The sequence below is a fragment of the Bacteroides sp. HF-4919 genome, assembly GCF_018860125.1.
Window position 1 is genome coordinate 250,008 of the sequence record NZ_JAHKNF010000003.1, and the last position, 17,942, is coordinate 267,949.

The window sequence follows — 17,942 nt, forward strand, 5'->3', positions numbered from 1 at the left end:
GAGGCTACTTCCCCTTCATCCACCCCTTTCTCTCTTAAAATATCCCAGTACCGTGCAAGGCGACAGCTTGTGGCGGTCGCGATAGCGTGACTCAAACTCGTAGCGGGTGCAGAGCCAGCGGCAGAAGCAGCGGTAAGTGATGCGGAGGTTCAGGCGTCGTTGCAGGTCTTCATAAAATAGGGCGATCCGGCTGAAAAAGCTGCCTACCTGTTTTCGGGTGATTTTTCGTTTCCGGGGGGCTTGTGGTGAGGCGGCTTGTTCCTCCCTAACTATCAGGTAGCGCAGCACACGGATGTCTTTTTCTATCGATTCTTCTTTTTCACGCAGTCGCTGTTGTTTCTCTTCCTTCTTTCTTAATGACTCTTTCAGGTCTTGAATGCTCTTTTTCATTTTACTTTGAGGTTTGTATGGGATGGCGGATGCCAATGTTTGTTAAAACGACGTTAGGATCGGCAAAGATATACAAAAAGAGTATAGCATATCGTCCCGGGGATTGTTCTGCAAAGTCTCTTTAGATGTTTTTTGTAAAGATATAGATTCTGTTATCCGGCTATTTACACAATTTATATCTAAAGGAAATTTGTAAACTAAAAACAATGAATAAGATGAATGAAACATTAACAGTATTTATGATTTCGGAGATTGAAAGGCTCAAAGAAGAGGGGCGTGAACCGGCCCGGCGTATCTACCATAATATGCTGCGTACACTTAGGGAGAGTGCAGGAAAAGAGGAGATCGGATTCGAAGAGGTGAGTCCGGTGTTTCTGGACAAGTATGAACATTGGCTGCTGGGAAAACGGTTGAGCTGGAACACGGTATCGACTTACATGCGTGCCTTGCGTGCGGGCTACAACAGAGGGATGAAAGGCCGCCCGGGATATGTGACCGGGCTTTTCGATAAGGTATACACCGGTACGCGCTCCGACGTGAAACGTGCTGTCAGTCCGGGGACAGTGGGGCGGATGATCCGGATGGCAGGACATCCGGATGGAAACGCTTCAGGGAAAGCCGTCGACTGGTTTGTGCTGATGTTTATGCTTCGGGGAATCCCGTTTGTCGATCTGGCTCACTTGCGCAGGAATAATCTCGATAAAGGAGTGCTGACCTACTGCCGCCACAAGACGGGGCAGGAGGTGACCATCACCGTACCGCATGAGGCGATGGAAATTATCAACAGGAGGATGGCTGAGAACTGCCATCCGAGCTATCTGCTGCCTATCCTGGGGCAACCCCGTACTCGAAAGCGGCATACAAAGAAAAACCCCACTCCTTATCAGGAATATCAATGTGCCCTGCGTAACCTGAACCGGCAGTTGGAACGGGTTTCGGTGGAGTTGAAACTGGGAGGCAGGCTCAGTTCATATACCGCCCGCCATACGTGGGCCACGGTCGCTTTTCATCAGGAGACTCCCGTAGGAGTTATCAGCCGTGCGTTGGGACACTCCTCGGTGAAGGTGACGGAAACTTACCTGAAGCCTTTTGGAGATAGGGAAGTAGATCGGACAAACAGGAAGATAATCCGCTATGTGCTGAATGCGGTTTGAAAAACGAAAAATAGAGTGTATTATTCTTGTAATCAGAGAAGTGTATAGACCGTTACTTTGTAGGTAACGGCATTTAATTATTGCTGCAAAATTGGATATTATTTTTCACACAAACAAATAAAAAGACAAGTTTTTTATAAAAAAGGCAATTAATTTTAAAAAAGATGCATGCTTTGCATTAGTTTTCCCTATTTTCTCCTAAAAAAACTATAAGAGGGGTTGGCCACGTTTACTGTTATTTAACGCGGATGAATATTCTATTGCCATCATCAGATGTTTTTTATTATTTAAATATCAGTATTCTGTCAGGAACCCTATCCGAATCTACTTTATGTTAAATGCCGTTACCTACAAAGTAACGGACGATCACACAACAAAACAAAATAGCTTATGCTTACGCCGTTAACTTTGACAGCCATATCTGTCTTGCGTCATATTTCCCTTCAGGAAACAGTAAACTTCCAGGAATTAGAATGTAGTTGTAAGTCTCTTGACAAACTTCTGGCGCAATTGGAATCCGCAGGGCTGATACGTGTCAAGGCGGATCACGCCGGTGATGTCACTCCGGAAATCTATGAGCTGACCCGTCCTCTTTTCCAAATTTCCCTGCTTGACGTAATGGTAGCCACGAACCAATATCTGAATTGTAATCAACCGGATTGTGAGAAAATGTACGCACGCTATCATCGTGCCGCCCATAAGTTAGGGATCATCAACCAGATGACCCGCGTCTATCTGTCGGAGATACCTTTGACCGATTTATGAACGGATTGCCGGTTTGTTTCAGATAAACTAACAGAATGAAAAAACAACTATTCATATTGCTTTTGCTCGTTTCGGGCTCTGCGCTGGCACAGCAAGTAGCGGTGAAAACCAACCTACTGTACGATGTCACGACCGCTCCTTCGCTTGCCGCCGAGTGGGCGTTGGCCTCCCGATGGACACTCGATGTTTCGGGAAGCGCCTGTCCGTGGAGCTTTGAGAACAACCGGAAGTGGAAATTCTGGATGGCACAGGGGGAGGCGCGCTATTGGCTTTGCCAATCGTTCTACGGGCATTTTCTGGGCGTGCATGCCGGAGGGGGAGAGTACAACCTGAGCCGGGTGCGTCTGCCTTTTGTTTCCCATTCGGCCTCTTCCCGCTACGAGGGGTGGGCGGTGATGGCAGGGTTTTCATACGGTTACTCGTGGGTGCTGGGCAAACGCTGGAATCTGGAGGCTACCGTAGGCGCGGGATGGGTACATGCCGAGTACAAACGTTTTAATTGCCCTGCCTGTGGCGAATATCGGGGAGCGGATAAGAAAAACTTCCTGGCACCGACTCGTGTGGGCATCAGCTTGATTTATATGCTAAAATGAAAAGTTTTATGAAAGAGAAGATACGATCGACCCGTTTAAGAATATGCTTTCGGAAGGCTTTGGCGTCAGCCTGTTGCCTGGCGGCCTTTGCCCTGTGTTCCGGCATGCCGTCTGCCCGTGCGGCGGGGCCGTCCGGAGGAGTGGCCCTTACTGCTGTCCGAATGCAGCGTGCGGGTGGACAGGTATATGTCTCGTTTGCCATAAAGATAGCCCCCCGCGCAGTGCGTGCCCGTCACCGCTGGGTGATTACCCCTTGTCTGGGCAACGCCTCGGATAGTGTGTTGCTCAGCCCGTTTGTGGTGACGGGGCGCATCATGGCACGCAGGGCGAGGCAACAACGTCTCTTGAAAGGCAGTGCCGGTGAGGCGGGTCATCGGCTGACCGCCCGCAATGGAGATACCTTCTTGTATACCGATACGCTGCGCTATGCTCCGTGGATGGAGAGTGGTTTGAACCTGCGGCTCGACATCGACCGGGAAGGTTGCTGCCGGGTACAGACGGTGGGGAGCGTCGTTTCCTCCGGTGCTTTTCCGGTGGCTTTGCCCTATCGTCCCTCGGTTTGTGAGGTTGCTCCGCAGGTGAGCCGGTCGGTAGCGGAACATGCGGCTGACTATCCGTTCTTGTGTGAGGCAGGTAGCCGTCCCCTGCGTGAAAGCGGCATCGGTATTCGTTTCCGTGCGGCGTCGGCAGTGGTGGATACACTATATTCGGCCAATGCCGGAAACCTGCGCCGGATAACGGAAGCCATCGGATTGCTGCGTGCGGACAGTTGCGCATTCCTGCAAGGTATCTCGATCACCGGATATGCTTCGCCCGAAGGAGCGACGGAGCTGAACCGGAAGTTGTCGGCGAAACGTGCCGAGGCTTTACGACATGCTCTCTCGGTCCGTATGAACCTGCCTGTATCGTTGTTTGAACTGAATGCCGGGGGAGTAGACTGGGGCAGGCTGGCCGAACTGGTAAATGAAAGCGACATGACGTATAAAGAGGAGGTGCTTGCCATTCTCCGCAGCCATCCGGAGGAAGAACGGAACGACAGGCTGAAAGCTCTGGCGGGAGGGCGTCCGTATCGTTCGGTGCTGGATGTGCTCTATCCGCAGTTGCGCGATGCCTGCTACATCCGTGTGGAGTATGCCAACCGTCCTGACAGTGTGGCGGATACGGTGAACCGTGCGATAGCCGCCATTCGGGTGCGGGATTATGAAGAAGCATTCCGGCTGCTGAAAACAGTAGAGGCGGACGAACGTTCGTGGAACGTACGGGGAGTATGCCATCTGTTGTGCGGAGACGACAAAGAGGCCGCGATATGGCTGCACAGAGCGGCGAAAGCCGGAAACCGGGAGGCGGAAGAAAACCTTAAAAAGATGAATGCGGAACAACGGGCCGCGACAACCGGTATAACGCAATAAGTGTATCACATAATATAAAAAGAAATGAAAAGACTAAAGTACATGAGTATGATGGGGTTGGCTGCTTTGCTGCTGACAACCTGGTCCGCCTGTTCCGACGATACGGACATCCCGGGCGGAGAGAATCCGGAAGAAACGAGAGCTTATACCACAGTGACCATTGCCGTACCGAACGGCGTGGCGGAAACAAGAGCCGGTACGACGGCAGATGATAGCGGTACAGATACGGAAGCCGGTATGGAGGATGAATACAAAGTGAAGACCGCCAACCTGTATTTGTTTCCGGGAGGAGCGGGTAGTAGCTTTGGTAGCGCTACGTTGAAAGAGATTATTTCCATCAACCAGTTTACACAAATGACAGCCAGCACTGCCGACGCTAAAACGATTGTATGGACCAGTAAGAAAACAGCCTTGACACCGGGAGACTATCGTATTTACATTGTGGTGAACGGTACGGTCAATGGAGTGGATAACAGCAGCAAGAATAGCTTGACCGAAGCCGATTTCCTTGCAAAGACAACGGCTGACGCTACGGGCGTGATAGCTGCTGTGCCGGAGGCCGGACTGGTGATGGCGAGCCGTTCTCCCAACAATGATAAAACGAATACTCTTCCTTATATTGCCCAGACGATCACCAAAGATCCGGAACAAACCATTGCGGCAACGGTAGAGCGTATGATGGGAAAGATTACGGTGACGACAGGAGGAACCAGTGTAAATTCTGCTGCTACTGCTAATAAATACACTTCGTTTTCTACCACAGTGACTGCTATCGGAAATATTACGGATATTACCCTGAAAGGCTATTATGTAGTCAATGTACGGAAAGAGGGCTATTATTTCCGTCATGTGGATAAAGAAAGCACTGCAACGAGTCCTTTGACTGAGGCAAATTATGGTAACTCAAGCACTTCATTGCCGTATGTGGTAGATCCGCAAACGTATAGTAAAACTTTTGCTGCCACCCCTGCTTTAGCCGGTAGCTATGCCGACTGGTATCTGCAAGGATCAGGTGCATTCGGTTTGTCGTCTTTCGGCTCTTTTGGGGGAACTTATACGGCTATGCCGGGTTATTCTTCCAGTGCAGCAGAAACCAAAGTCGCCGCTTACTGCTATGAAAACACGATGCTGAAGGATAAACAGAAGAATGGATATACAACCGGTATCGTATTTAAAGCGGAAATAGCTCCGAGTAAAATGATGCAAAAAAAGGCTGGTAGTGGTGGTGTGGAAGAGAACTCCACATTTACCAGCATGTCTGAAATCTTCTATCATTCCGGCATCTTTTACAAGGATATTGCAGCGCTGAAGGAAGCCGGCGTATTGCTGGCGGACGGAACTACTTCCAGTTCTGCCAGTGGTGCCCCTGCTGACCTGAAGAAGAACGACGTCCAGTGCTTCAAAAAAGGGAGTGCCGATGGCAAGTTCGTTTGTTATTATCCGTATTGGATCAAGCACATCTCTTCGGACGATGTGGTAGAAGACGTGATGGAGTTCGGCATTGTCCGCAACAATGTCTATAAAGTAACTGTCACCAGTATTCAAGGTGTGGGCAAAGACGGTGTAACCGAAGATATCATCACCGATACCGAAACCGATGATCCGACCACCGTATTGCTGAATGTGAAGTTAAGTATCAAACCCTGGACAGTACGCACGAATAGTGCCGTATTGGGACGTTAACCCACTGTCTTCTCTAAAAAAGTAATTGCTTTGAGATGGGTTTTCACCACAGAGTACACAGAGGGCACAGAGAACATATTTTTCTCTTCAATACCCTATAAACAAGAGCATAAAACTCTGTGTCCTCTGTGTCCTCTGTGGTGCCCCCCCTGTTCAATCATAAAATTTTCCCAACCATGTCCGATAACTTTCAGACCTCCTGTTTCTCCCATTCCGGCAGTCGGCTTCTGCCGTTCTTATGGTTTTGCCTGTTGGCAGGCTTATCCGCCTGCTCGTGGACCAAGGACGATCGCAGTGACTGTCCCAGTGGTTTTCGCATTCGTCTTCAGTCTGCATTGCATGCACAGATACAGCCCGGTAGCGGGATAGGCATCATCACCGACGAGATTGACACGTTGTCCCTCTACGTGTTCGACGCACAGGGGCAGTTTGTCTGCCTGCACACTGAAAACGGGCAATCGCTGACTGAAAACGGATCTATCATTACCCTGCCACTGGAATATAAAGACGGAGATGTTTACGAACTGGTGTTCTGGGCGGGAGGGGACAACCGGCATTACCGGATACCGCAGCTCACACCGGGCAGTTCGACCCGTGACGAGTTGGTCCTCTGGCTGGAACGTGACGGGGACGGACGTCAGGATGACGAACTGGGACACCTGTGGTATGGGCATGTCCGGCTGAGCCGGATACAGCCTTCGGAACTGACATCGGTCAGTGTGCCGATGCTGAAGGACAGCAACCGGTTCATCATCACCCTGCACGACACTTCGGGCGAGGGGCTGGATGCCGATGATTATGACTTTACCCTGTTGGCGGATAACGGTCACTTGAATGCCGACAACGAGATAATAACGGGCAACCGGGTGACTTATGCCGCCTACCATACGGAGTCCGCGTCCGAAACGGAACCGGCGGCCACCCGTACGGGAGAAGTCAGCCTGGCACGTGCCCGCTTGAATACATTGCGCCTACTGGCAGGGCAGGAGGCCCGTCTGGTGGTGACGGACCGCACCTCGGGACAGAAAGTAGTGGACGTCGACCTGACGCATTATCTGCTGATGACGCGTCCCCTGTTTGAAGAGAGCAGCGGTGTGGAGCTCAGCGACCAGGATTACCTTGATTACGAAGATCAGTTCAACGTGATTTTCTACCTTACCCCGATGGGAAGGCTGGAGGCGCTGAACATTAACGGATGGATTATCAGACTGAATGATGCACAACTGTAAAGGCAGCATATTTATCTTGTTTTTTCGGTTTCTGCTCTGCCTGCTGGCATGTGGATGCTCCGACGATACCGATATGCCGGGCACTCCGGCAGGGACGGACCGGGTGACGGCGTGTGTCTGTTTCTCGGTGCGGGTGGCGGGAGCAAGTACCCGGGCGGCCGTATCGGCGGGCGAAGCGGTTGAGGAGAAGATCTCTTCTGTCGCCGTTTTTCTGGTATCTGTCGACGGGAGCGGAAACGAAGATTGGAATGATGTGCAGTACGAAGTGGTTTACGGCGCGACAAGTGGTGCGACGGACGTGTATCAGGCCCGCATACCGACCGCTCCCGGACGGAAGAAGGTCTATGTGGGTGCCAATCTGTTGCCCGGCCAGGTGCATGCCATTTGCGGGCAGGCGGGAGGCCTGGGACTGTATACTGCTGCCGGAGACGGATATGACGAAGTGATCGGACAGTTTGCCCGTCAGGCGGAGGGCATTGCCATGACCGGAAAAGCCGCCGATGCCGTAACGGTCAGTGCGGGTACCGATGTGAATATAGATCTTACGGCCTCGCCTGTCGCGCTCGAAAGGGTGGTGGCTAAAGTGCTGCTGGTGTGCGATACCTATACGGACGACGGAGGGGCGTATGTACGGATGTCCGATCATGCGGCTCGTCCGGCGGATGATCAGGGCTGGATCCGTTTGTCGGAAGTGCGGTATGCCCTCAATACGGTGAACCGGAAGGTGTATCTGAATGCGCCTTCGGATGGGAAAGATCCTAATTATGAAGTAGACCCGTATGTGGTAAAAGATGGTGGCGGAAATTATGTGTCGGCACCCGATGTGTCTGAACAGCAATTCGCTTACCGTACCTTGGGCAGTGTCTGGGCAGAAGGTAGCGCTCCGGAAGCGTATGACGCCACCCGGTACAATGCTACGGTCACTGTCTCCTCGACAAGCGGCGCTTATACCGGTGGACTGTATTGTCCGGAGAACACGACTGCCACTTCTACTGCCTCTCTTGAAGGCGGGTTGGATCTGACAGGAACGCTCAGTTCAACCCAAGCGGAGATTCCCCGCCTGGTGGCTACCCATCTGCTGGTAGCGGCGAAGTTTGTCCCCAAACAGATTATTACCGGGGCCGGAACCACGCAAACCCTGACATCTCCCGCCGATGCCGCTACTTACTTGCCCGCAACGACGACACCTGCCGATGCGGAAGCACATGCGGCAGGCACTTACTTTACCAACGGGAGTGACTATTACAGCTATGCGGGCATGAAGGCCGTCATCGGTGCGGGTACCTTGAAACGTACTGATTTTACCGCTTACGAAGGCGGGATCGGCTATTATTACACTTATATAGACGGTACAATTGCTACCGACGGCACAATTGCTTTCAGTACGGATTCCGGCATTTTGCGCAACCGTTATTATCTGCTGCGTATTACCCGGTTCAGCCTGCCTTCGGCCGCTTTGCCGCAGCCGATGCGTGCCACGATGAAAGTGACGGACTGGGTGACGAGTTCGGGTAATACAATCACAGTCAGGCCGACGTAGAAAGGAAAATAAATATGATTCACCACAGAGCGACACGAAGTTTTAATCTCTTGTTTATAGGGTATTGAAGAGAAAAATATGTTCTCTGTGCCCTCTGTGTTGCTCTGTGGTGAAAGCTGAAAAAGAAAGCATACAACTATGAATAAAGAAGAAAAAAAGAGTGGATTCTGCCGGGCATGCCTGCTGCTTTGCCTGTGTCTGTTGTCTGCCTCGTGTGCATCCGGAGAAGGAGAGTATGAACAGGAGGTACCCATGGAGGTAGCTCTCACCCGTACGGATGGGGTGGCAGGCAGCGAAAGCACTCCGTTACTGCTGTTCTGGAAAGAGACGGATTTCAGTACGGGGACATTGGGCTCTCCTTATAAAATCTCCACTCCGGCAGGGGGGATCGGTGATTACGCCGATGCACCCTATAATACGGAAGCGGACTATCCGGCTGATAACTCCCGGGTGGTGGTGATGGGACTTTGCCCTTCGTCCATGACTATGGCAGACAATCACGGCACCTATTCGTTACCGTCTTCGGGAGCAGGACTGACCGATGTGCTGGTTACTCCGAATGGAGTTACGGGCAGCAGGAAGCAACCTTTCGGACGGGCGTTGGAGTTCGCGCATGCCGCCGTACGCATCGTGCTCAAGGCAAGGCGTACGGACAACACGGTCGGTAAGCTGTATGTCAAGAACCTCAAGTTGACAGTACCCTCACGGTTAGTGTGCGGAGGGGTGAAATGGGATACGGGGGTGAAACACTATGTAGCGGCTCCGGCTTCCGCCGATTTGGTTATCGATCATCCCGGTCAGATATTGAGTACGGAAGATACGCAGATTGCGGTATTCTATCTGATACCCTGTGCCACGACCGACTTGCTGACCAATATTTCCTCTGTGGGTACACCGGGGCTTACGTTGACAGCGGATGTGGCCAAGGATGTAAATTTTACGACAGGAGCGCGAAAGGCAAGCTTTCCTGTTTTGGATGGCAACCTGAATTTCATGGATCAATCCGGAGCCCCGGTAACTCAGTTGCAAGCCGGAGAGTCGTATGGAACCACTCTCAATTTTGATATCGACTCTTTTACGCTGGAAGGCGAAGAGAAAGAGTGGGGGGATGGAGGAAAAATGACCATTCCCGTGGTGGTTCCTGAACCGGTTCCAAGTACATAGATGAACGGTGAACAGGGAACGATGAACAAGGGAGGGGCTGTAAACTTAAATACTCTAACTCTGTGCCCTCTGTGTCCTCTGTGGTGAATCTAAATAAAAAGAGCTGAATATATGAAAACAATAATACGATTCTTTCTTTCAACCGTAGCCGTGACTGCTGCACTGGTTACCGGCTGCACTCCCGAAGAGGAACACATACCTGCGCAGGGTGGTGACAGCTTTACACTCTCCTCGAGTGAAGAGCAGGCCATCACCCGTGCGGGAGATGTGTCGGTGAATCATTTTACAGTCGGTACTAAATACCGGCTATACGGACTTATAGGGAGTTCGTGGAGCGGCAGACTCTCTACGATGAATGGGCAGGAGGGTACGGAGGTCGTGGATGCGGACGGCACACATCAGATAGAATATCTGAGTGCAGGTACTGACGAAGACCGTTTTGAAGGCCGAATCCTCGACTTTTATGCACTGACATACGGTAATACGACTCTGCCGGTATGCGGTTCCGAAGCAGATGGCTTACCTGTTTGCAACGTCGCTTCCTCTGCCGGAGGAGCACTGCCCGATTTGCGCCGTGCTGTGCTGACAGGACAATCGGGTATCAACTCGGGAGTGATTACCTTACCCTTCAAGCATACTTTGTCTAAGTTGAAGTTTGAGGTGGTGAAGCAAAAACCGGAAAGCGGTTCAACGGGTACAGATGTATTGCAAAATATCCGGTTGCAAGGTATCTCTGTCAGTGATTATAGCGAAGGAGCGCTCTTGCTTTCGACCGGAGAATACAGCCATACGGGAGGGAAAAGTGACCGTGCGGTTCTGGGCAGCGGATTCTCTCAAGTTGTGACGGAAAGTGTGCAGTCTGTAACTATAGACGGGCAATCGGGCAGTGCGGCTGCCGAATGCCTGATATTCCCGACTCTAACCACGGCTGCGGAGGGACTTAAAATAAAAGTAGCTACGATGGGAACGAACAGTGGAAATCGAACGGATACGTATGAAATTCGTGTTCCGGTTATGGGAGATGACGGGAACGTTCAGAAAGATGAAAGTGGTCAAACCGTGACGGAGCCTTTCCGCTTCCTGCCCAATTACGAGTATGCACTCACCATTACGATCACTAACAGTGATGTACAGATTATTACTATTATTCCCCGCCGATACGATTGGATTGAACATGATGATGATTCGCAATATCTGGGGCAACCCTTGACTTTTAATGGCCTGATGTGGATGGACCGGAATCTTGGGGCTACCAGTGCGGATATGACAACCGCTGAGGGATGGGAAGGAGCCAGAGGATATGTGTATCAGATGGGAAGAAGTATTCCGTATTATCTGCCTAAAACAGTAAACTATAGGGGAAGTGACGGAGTGATGCGTCAAAGGCCTAAAAGTATGATTGATGCAAACGGAGGTGCAAGCCCTTACCCACAGATAGTGAAACATGAGAGCGATGCTCCTATCGGGCGGCCTGCGGTGGCGACCTTAGCGCTTAATCCGGGAGATGCCGGTAAGGCATTTAGTTACGTTAGGGTCAGTGGTGATTGGGATAATACTACTGCTACCAGTGCTACTTATTGGAAGAACACAAAGAATGACCCTTGTCCGACGGGCTGGCGCGTGCCTACTAAAGCGGATTTTGATGGAATTATGCCTACGGCAGAGAGATATGGCGACTTGACATTTGTAAACCATAGCGGAACATCCTGGAGAGAGGTTGCTTCAAATGATCCGGAGGCAGGTGCCCGAACAGTTTATGTATGTCAACGGGCAAGTGGTGCATCGTATGGAGTCATTTATGCAATTAAGTATCAGGGAACTCCACAAGCATACCGCCTAATGTGGACACTGGGGATGGTTGGAGACAACCAGTCTGTAACGGATAATGGAACACGCTATCGCGCCTATGTTACAATCTCGAGGTTTCCATGTGATAAAAATGCCGACCTGAATATAAGTACTTGTAATACGGATTATGATTGGGCGCATCCCAGTGATTTTATCAATCTTCCTGTTTCCGGTTATATTTATCCCGATCAAGCGGTACTGTATAATGCCGGTGCTGAGGTAGTATACGCGACATCGACCCCTACCGGTGCTTATATGTATGGCGCTTCGTTTAAATATGTAGGTAATACCAGCCATCGCTATTTTGCGTTATACTCTATGAATAGGGCTGCCGGTGTTTCCGTTCGTTGTGTGCGGGATGTCACTTCACAATAAAATGGTAAGTATGAAAAGAATGATTGTCTTCAAAAGTTGGTTGTATGTAATCATGGTTCTGCTCTGTACGGCATGTGTCCCTGCCTCTCCCGAAGAGGAGAGTACGGAGGAACTGGTACAGGTGAATCCCATTGCTGGCGGATATTACGCTTCTATGCTTCCTTCGGTCCGTACCCGTGCAACGGCACAGGATAGTGAAACATTGCAGGATAAACCGATTTATCTGCTGGAAGACGGGAGTACGATACGTCTGGTGGTATATGATAATGCCAAGAACTTAATGGAAGAGTATTCCAAAGCCTATCTGGTACGTAACGCCGGTACGTCAGGCAGCAGTTTGCTTTATCCCTGCGAAGTAGACGACGACGGGACGGTAATATCTTCAAGCAGCACTCCTCTTTATATGAAGGCAGGTACTTATTACTTCAGAATCCTGTCACCTGCCAAGGCCTTAAACTCAAAGGGTTTTGTCAATATCGGTAATGGAGAATATCTGCTTGCGACCGACGACCGGTATACGCAAACAGCCATGACGGCGGTGACCATTACGAAAATTGATGAAGGGGGTACATTGAACAATGTTCAGACCCTGTATCTGCCCCCCATCATCAACCAGACGGCACGGATGCAGTTTACTGTCAAAGCGGGTGAGGGCGTACACTCCTTGGAGATGCTTGCCGAAGGAATTGAAATCAGTGGCATACAGCAACCACTGGACAATACAACCAGTTTTGACTGGGTGAATGGAGAGGTGCTGCCCGTGAAAGTGGGTGACCAAAGTGCATCGGTACGTATCACACAGGCCACCCAAAATGCCGATAACAGCCTGATGGCACATACCGGCATATTGCCCACAGATGCACGTTCCCACTCTATCAGCGTGTTGCTGAATCTGAAAGTGAATGGTAACCCCACTCAATATCAGATGTTGCTGACCGGTTTGTATCTGACAGCAGGGCATTCGTATAACTATACCGCTACGGTGAAGATCAGTAACGGGGTGACTGTGCTGACCTGGCAAAACCGTTCGTGGACGGAAAATGTGGAAATGGATACATAAGAGCTCACCACAGATTACACAGATTAACACAGATTTATAATTTATCTCGTTGATATCTACGATTAAAAGTTCTGTGTTAATCTGTGTAATCTGTGGTGAAATGAACAAATTAGAGTAATACTTAATAATAGTCCCATGAAAAGATTCGGATATATCGTTTTTAGTGTTTGTCTGCTTACGTTGGGTGCCTGCATATCCCATGAACCGATGGATCAGGAAGAGGACGTGGTAAAAGTGTCGATTGGGCTTACTGCCGCTTCTTTTACCAATGATGCGGTTACCCGTGCGGAGCAGCCGATGGCACCCGATTATGAAAACCTGATTGGTAATTTGTGGATTCTGCAGTTTGACCGTGAAGGTATCCTGATCGGCAGTGAACAGATAGTGCTGACCACACCGGTACTCAATACAACGCTTGAAGGAGTCGCACTGAGGACCGGGCGCAGCACCCTTTGCATAGTAGGCAATCTGACAGATGCGGAGACTCCCGCGTGGCCTGATAACCTGAATGGTTTCAAAAGTCTGGTGGTAGATATGGGCTGGATGAAAGAACGGAGTGCGGACCGGAATGTATGTCTTTTCGGCTATTATGAAGGAGAGATTACTACCGGAACCACCGCTGTGAATGTGGTATTGGGACGTCTGGTATGCAGGCTCAACATAGCTGTTTCGGCCAAGACGGCAGGAGTATTCAGCAACGTGAAAATTCAATTGAAGCGGGCGCAGACCAAAGGTTATCTATTCCCTTCGGATACGTATCTGGCACCGGAAAGCGGTGATTATACGGAAGAGGTGATCACCACTGCCGGAACATTGGGAACAACTTCTTCTTATCGTTATTACTATATGGCGGAAAATGTAACCACAGGAACAAACCGGGATGAACGCACGCAACTCCAAATAAAAGCAACGAAAGGGGGGACTGAGTATACAAAAACCATTGATCTGGGCAGGAGTGATATCAATGACTATTCTCTCCGCCGAAACAATAACTATACATTCAATATCATTTTAGAATAATCATATATCTTAATAGTGTGGAAGCTATCTGCGACAGACGCTTCCCCTTGCTTGTTTTGTTTGTTGCAGGTCCATGCTTTCCCGGTGGGGAAAGGTGGACTTGCTCGGTTTATATCGGTTATCATTCATATTAAAAAATTAATGGGGTAGTCAGAAGAAATAGCAATTCAATAAGAGAAAATAGTTGTTTGTCGTCAGTAAAGCTTCTACTTTTGAGGTGTAAGCTTATAAGGAAGAATCCGAAAATCCTGATAGTAAATAGAGTAGGAGACTATAATTATATTTTATATGGGACTGACGCAGTTAAGAACAAATCCGCAAACAGTATTGAGTAGCGAACATTTTTTTGTTGATACACGTAATTTAGTTCAAACTCCTTTAGGATGTACTGTACAGATAAATGAACAGTTGAAGAATGGAGTGTTTTATTGGGACATTGCTAATCATCACTCAACAGATTTTTATTTTCCATATGTGCAGGGCAATGCCGGATATGTGGGGATACAAACTCCTATTCAGGATGGAACGGTTGTAGTGACAGGAGGAATGAATGGATGTGCTTTGGAAGTTTGCTACCTGAATGATAACTATTATTTTTATCATGATGCAAACGGGAGCAATATGCATAAACAACGCAATGTGGGAACACAGGTATGTAGAATTGAGGCTGGGAACTATTGGAATAATAATATAGCAGGGCAATCAACGTTTTATATACCTACCATTCAGTTTGTTTGTGTTTATAAGGCAGGTTTCTGGCATGTAGGAGCTTCTGGCATTTATTATACTGGTAATGACTTTGCTTCTAAAGAAATAAAAGGCGTATTTGTGCCTGAGGGAGGAAAGTATAGAGGTTACTTTAATGATACAATTCATCTGATTCAAAGGTGATGATTGCTAATAACTGATAAAAACGTGCTTGTTTTCATTGTCGCTACGAAGGATTCGACAGATTACAAAAAGAAAGGAGGGCTACTATAAGGTCCAAGAGTGTAAATGGGAGTATACTGGTAGGATTAGTCTGATTGCTATGTTTGTGGTGACAAGAGAGGGAAGAATTTGGTCTGCTCGTAAACAAAATCTCGTTTCGGATGTTGTTATTTGTAAAATTAAATCCTATTATTGCAGATGATGTACCTTACTATTATAGTCAAAATTGTGGTAGGCATGCTGGGCGTGCTCTTCTTTCTTCGTATCTCCGGTAAAACACAGATGGCGCAACTGACTCCTCTTGATTCAGTCAATGCTTTTGTGCTGGGTGCGCTCGTCGGAGGTGTTATCTATAGTCCCGATGTATCGGCATGGCAACTCGTTTTCTCTTTGGGGGTGTGGACCTGTTTCAACATGGGTATTCGCTATCTGCTTCGTTTCAAAACGTTGCGTCGCCTTATAAAGGGAGATACGGTGATGATTGTCCGCAATGGTCAGATTAATCTGAAAGAATTTAAACGAAACGGGCTGGAAATGGAACAGTTCCGTACCCTTTTGCGTGAGAATGGCATCTTCTCGATGATGGATGTGGATGATGTGCGCTTTGAAACAAACGGGCAACTTACGGTATCGACCCGCAATTCCAAATCGGAATCGTATCTTTTCGTAAACAGTGGCTCAGTGCTGGATTCTTCATTGGAGAGTGCCGGTAAAACGGAAGAGTGGCTGAAGGATAATCTTGCCCGGCAGGGGTATCCGGACGTCAGTGAATTGTTTTGTGTGGAGTGGACGCCCGGACGTGGTTTCTATGTTGCAAAGAAAAACTCGGAAAATGGTATCATAGGCAAAGAAGAGAATGATGTGTGTAATTAAAATCAGTTAACGAATCACTTTCCCTTCTTCCGTTATCAGCAGAATAGTCAGTTCTCCGTCGGGCAACAGTGGGTCGCAATGGCGATGGCATTGTTCGATCAGTAATGAACAAAATGCCTGAAGTTCCGCTTCGGGCAGGAGTTCCCAAAGTTCCCGTGCCAACGTGATGCCTTCGATGGCTGTTACAGTGGCAGTGTTGCACCCGGACTGACGGGCTATCTCTTTCAGGAATTCCTTATTCATCGTTACTTTTTTGCTATGCGTGTCGAGATGTCCTTCTGCCAGCTTTACGGCTTTACCGATCATAACCCCCAACGTGAGTTGCCGGATGTCGAGTTCGGCAGCGATCCGAATGGTTTCACCAATGAAGTTACCATAATGGACGAAAGCCTGTGAGGGTAATTCAGGGTAGAGACTGCGGATGTATTTCTCGCTCTTGGCACCCGAATTGATGACGATGCGGGGAGAACCTGTAGCCCGGGCTACCGACATTTCTTTGCGGATGGAATTGACAAATGCTTCGGAAGAAAATGGCTTCACAATACCGCTGGTGCCGATAATGGAAATGCCACCTACAACACCGAGGCGGGGATTGAAGGTGCGAGCGGCAACCTCTTCGCCTCCGGGGACAGAGATGGTGACATGTATGGGGGCAGTGGGCACGGGGGGGTGTCTGTCAAGGATGTGCAGCAGATTTTCTGTAATCATTTGCCGGGGAGTGGTGTTGATGGCCGGTCCGCCTACTTCCAGTCCCAATCCGGGTAGGGTGACGGTACCGACACCCTGTCCGCCGTGGATTTGTATAACCTGTTGCCGCTCACCTCCGGTGTGCGGCTTTTCTTCAGAAATATCGATGGATACGGTAGCTACAATGGGTAGCCCGTTCGTGACATCGGGATCATCGCCTCCGTCTTTGATCACAGTGCAGGAGACTTCCATGCGCCGGTCAGTGAACGAGCCGGTAACGGAATGGACAGGGACGGCAATCTTTTCTCCGTTGGGGAGCAAAACGGAAACATCTTTTATTCTATTTCCGGGTATGGGCGACAGGAGTTTCCGCAGAGCTGCGCTGGCGGCTGCGGTTGCGCATGTCCCGGTGGTAAGTCCGCTGCGCAGGGGCAGGAAGTCGGGCAGAAAGTGCTCGATGGCACGGCGCATTCCATTCACTCCATTCACTGTCTGGTCATACGGGGGCAGAGAAGGGCGAAGAAGGATATAAAGACGGATTCCCTGTTCGGTAATGATGTTCACTTTCTCGGAGAATCCTCCGGACACGCCGCTTTCTTTCAGAAGAACGACTTCCGGAGAGAGTTGCCGGAGGAGTTCGGGCAGGTTCTCTTTGCCGGGAGTATAATAGACCAGGCGGTCTTCGGGAAAGCCTGCCTTCCGGACTATCTCGCGGGAGCTTTCGCGGTCGAGAATGCGGAAGTAACACTCACTTTCCTTTTTCTTCCAGAAGGGTTTTAGTTTGGGGATGGACTGGACCCCGGTCAGGGCAAGTACCCGATGTATACCTTCTTCGTTGAGTAACTCTGACAGTTCTTCGTACTTTTCCCTCAATTTGAGCGGATATTCATCGTACATCTCTTCATTAAACAGCTTGAACAGGTCATCATACATGCGTTCGTACCGAACGCAAGGGATGCCGAGCGCTTGTGAAACGGCGGTGACCGTTGCGTGCAGTTGTTCTGCAAAGGGATGGGCGGCATCCACCAGCAGGCGGATACCGTTCTTTCGGCAGAAGGCTTTCATGGTGGTCTGGGTCAGCGCACCTGTGAGCCGTATTCCGTGTTGCAGGCTGATTTCCTGTTCGTCTCCTTTGGTTGAATAGTAATAAGTTTTTCCGGCTTCTTCGGCAATGCCGACGGCCTTCTTTCCTTCGGTTGTTCCTCCTAATATCAGTATCATT

Annotated in this window: 15 protein-coding genes; 13 read left to right on the plus strand and 2 right to left on the minus strand. The window is 49.6% G+C overall.

Features of this window, described 5'->3' with window-relative positions; translation table 11 throughout:
- Positions 1-15: 15 nt before the first annotated feature.
- On the minus strand, positions 16-390 hold the full coding sequence (locus KO473_RS07190) for a hypothetical protein (protein ID WP_005806391.1): 375 nt from the start codon (positions 388-390) through the stop codon (positions 16-18).
- A 206-nt stretch (positions 391-596) separates the two neighbouring features.
- Here KO473_RS07190 and KO473_RS07195 point away from each other — a divergent pair, with 206 nt between their 5' ends.
- From KO473_RS07195 to KO473_RS07255, 13 genes are all read left to right on the plus strand, one after another.
- Positions 597-1,544 (plus strand): Tsr25 family tyrosine-type DNA invertase, encoded by a 948-nt coding sequence (locus KO473_RS07195; RefSeq protein WP_082192941.1) that lies wholly within the window; start codon positions 597-599, stop codon positions 1,542-1,544.
- 390 nt (positions 1,545-1,934) lie between these two features.
- The gene (locus KO473_RS07200) at positions 1,935-2,309 is read left to right on the plus strand and encodes a hypothetical protein (protein WP_005820430.1); all 375 of its coding nucleotides are present in this window, start codon (positions 1,935-1,937) and stop codon (positions 2,307-2,309) included.
- A gap of 35 nt (positions 2,310-2,344) precedes the next feature.
- Positions 2,345-2,902, plus strand: coding sequence for a DUF3575 domain-containing protein (locus tag KO473_RS07205; RefSeq protein WP_005820429.1), 558 nt, complete (start codon positions 2,345-2,347; stop codon positions 2,900-2,902).
- An 8-nt stretch (positions 2,903-2,910) separates the two neighbouring features.
- The gene (locus KO473_RS07210; RefSeq protein ID WP_005820428.1) at positions 2,911-4,311 is read left to right on the plus strand and encodes a hypothetical protein; all 1,401 of its coding nucleotides are present in this window, start codon (positions 2,911-2,913) and stop codon (positions 4,309-4,311) included.
- A 24-nt stretch (positions 4,312-4,335) separates the two neighbouring features.
- Positions 4,336-5,994: an Mfa1 family fimbria major subunit gene (locus KO473_RS07215; protein ID WP_032537413.1), complete on the plus strand. Its 1,659-nt coding sequence runs from the start codon at positions 4,336-4,338 to the stop codon at positions 5,992-5,994.
- Positions 5,995-6,170: 176 nt separating this feature from the next.
- Complete coding sequence (locus KO473_RS07220) at positions 6,171-7,223, plus strand: FimB/Mfa2 family fimbrial subunit (protein WP_005820425.1); 1,053 nt, start codon at positions 6,171-6,173, stop codon at positions 7,221-7,223.
- A complete protein-coding gene (locus KO473_RS07225) occupies positions 7,210-8,763 on the plus strand; it encodes an Mfa1 family fimbria major subunit (protein WP_032537487.1) in 1,554 nt (517 codons plus the stop codon). Before KO473_RS07220 ends, KO473_RS07225 begins: the two co-directional genes overlap by 14 nt.
- Positions 8,764-8,901: 138 nt before the next feature.
- Positions 8,902-9,927 carry a hypothetical protein gene (locus KO473_RS07230; protein WP_005820421.1) on the plus strand — a complete coding sequence of 342 codons (1,026 nt, stop codon included), beginning with the start codon at positions 8,902-8,904 and terminating at the stop codon, positions 9,925-9,927.
- Positions 9,928-10,038: 111 nt separating this feature from the next.
- Positions 10,039-12,150: a fimbrillin family protein gene (locus KO473_RS07235; protein WP_216035096.1), complete on the plus strand. Its 2,112-nt coding sequence runs from the start codon at positions 10,039-10,041 to the stop codon at positions 12,148-12,150.
- 10 nt (positions 12,151-12,160) lie between these two features.
- The gene (locus tag KO473_RS07240) at positions 12,161-13,210 is read left to right on the plus strand and encodes a BF2992 family fimbrillin-A clan protein (protein WP_032537486.1); all 1,050 of its coding nucleotides are present in this window, start codon (positions 12,161-12,163) and stop codon (positions 13,208-13,210) included.
- A gap of 117 nt (positions 13,211-13,327) precedes the next feature.
- Entirely contained in the window at positions 13,328-14,230 is a 903-nt protein-coding gene (locus tag KO473_RS07245) for a DUF4906 domain-containing protein (RefSeq protein WP_032537412.1), read from the plus strand.
- Between the two features lie 288 nt (positions 14,231-14,518).
- Complete coding sequence (locus KO473_RS07250; RefSeq protein ID WP_005777993.1) at positions 14,519-15,121, plus strand: hypothetical protein; 603 nt, start codon at positions 14,519-14,521, stop codon at positions 15,119-15,121.
- Between the two features lie 237 nt (positions 15,122-15,358).
- Positions 15,359-16,033 (plus strand): DUF421 domain-containing protein, encoded by a 675-nt coding sequence (locus KO473_RS07255; RefSeq protein ID WP_005820412.1) that lies wholly within the window; start codon positions 15,359-15,361, stop codon positions 16,031-16,033.
- 6 nt (positions 16,034-16,039) lie between these two features.
- Here KO473_RS07255 and cbiD read toward each other — a convergent pair whose 3' ends face one another.
- Positions 16,040-17,941 carry a cobalt-precorrin-5B (C(1))-methyltransferase CbiD gene (gene cbiD, locus KO473_RS07260; protein WP_005820410.1) on the minus strand — a complete coding sequence of 634 codons (1,902 nt, stop codon included), beginning with the start codon at positions 17,939-17,941 and terminating at the stop codon, positions 16,040-16,042.
- Position 17,942 lies beyond the last annotated feature (1 nt).